General features: G+C 68.4%; 1 protein-coding gene. It reads right to left on the bottom strand.

The features are described 5' to 3' along the window. Positions 1-85: 85 nt before the first annotated feature. Positions 86-1,384, bottom strand: coding sequence for an IS701 family transposase (locus HCJ94_RS29285; RefSeq protein ID WP_373684473.1), 1,299 nt, complete (start codon positions 1,382-1,384; stop codon positions 86-88). Positions 1,385-1,404: the final 20 nt, after the last annotated feature.

Here is a 1,404-nt window from a genome sequence, read left to right as displayed (position 1 = left end):
TCCGCACCCGTGTGAGTCCTCGCTCGTCCACGCCCGGGAGCCAAACACAACCCAAAAAGCCCTACAAGCGACACACCGGAACAACCTAACAAAGTACTATTAGTACTCCAACGTCACTTGATCTTCCGGCTGGCGTTGTGGGACCGAGTCTTCGCTGGTAGTGGGATCGTCGGGCTCGGGCTTGGGATGTTCGTCGCCAGGTTGACCAGTGCAGGGTGTGCGCTGGTGGTAGCGGTTGGGTGAGGACGAGGGCGTTGAGGAGTCGGCGGATCTCGGCGACGGTCAACGCAATGATTTTCGGGTCGGTGTCGGGCTGTTGTGCGGCGAGGATGGTCAGGACGGCGAGGGCGAGCATGGCCAGGGTGATGAACCGGTGCCAGCCGGTCCAGCCGCGGACCTGGTAGTGGTCCAGGCCGACCTGGCCTTTGCCGGTTTGGAACAGTTCCTCGATGCTCCAGCGGGAGCCGGCGACGGTCACGAGGGTGTGCAGCGGCACCGGGCGGGGTGACCAGCACAGGTAGAAGGCCAGCTCGCCGGTGGTCCGGTTGCGGCGGATGAGCAGCCACCGATGCTCACCGGGCTGGGTGGCGGTGGTGATCCAGGCCCACAGGTAGTCGCGGGGACCTTTCGCCCCCGGCCCGCAACTGTGCTGCTGCCATTCGCGGTGGGGGATCCGCTCGGCGAGGTCGTCGACACGAACGAAGGTGCGGCCGTCGTTGACGGCCACCCGCCGGTCACAGCCGACGGCCAGGACGTGGCCGATCCCGCGGTGTTCCAGGTCATCGCGTAGGCCGGGGTCGGCGCCGTAGACCTCGTCGCCGGTCACCCACTCGGCGGGCACGCCGGCGTCCAACGCGGCGGCGATCATCTGGCGTGCCAGGGCTGGTTTCGTGGCGAACTCGACCTGGTCGGGGACGCCGGCGGCAGCGAGCCGGTCGGGGCGATCGCACCAGGTCGTCTCCGGCAGGTAGAGCCTGCGGTCGATCAGCGCCCGGCCCGCGGGTGACCGGTAGGCCAGGAACACCCCGACCTGGCTGTTCTCCACACGACCGGCGGTGCCGGTGTACTGCCGCTGGACTCCGACCGAGCAGACGCCCTTCTTCAGGAAGCCCGTCTCGTCAATGACCAGCACCGCGTCGGGGTGGCCGAGCTGCTCGACCAGCCAGGAACGCACGTCATCGCGGACGGCGTCGGCGTCCCACGCCGCTGTACGCAGCAGCCGCTGCATCGCCTGCGGATCGGCGTGACCCGCCCGTTCCGCGAGGGACCAGCAGGTCTTGCGTTCCACGCCCGACAGCAGCCCCTCCACAAACTGCCCAGCGGTCCGACGTGGCTCCGCCCGAACGAACCGGTCAGCGACACGCGTCACCGCCTCGTCCAGGATGACCCGCCACCGGTCAAGGT

Origin of the sequence: Micromonospora thermarum (assembly GCF_012034245.1) — a bacterium.
Lineage (GTDB): Bacteria > Actinomycetota > Actinomycetes > Mycobacteriales > Micromonosporaceae > Micromonospora > Micromonospora thermarum.
The sequence above is the reverse complement of the archived record's forward strand: the minus strand, read 5'-3'. Positions and strand labels throughout refer to the sequence as shown.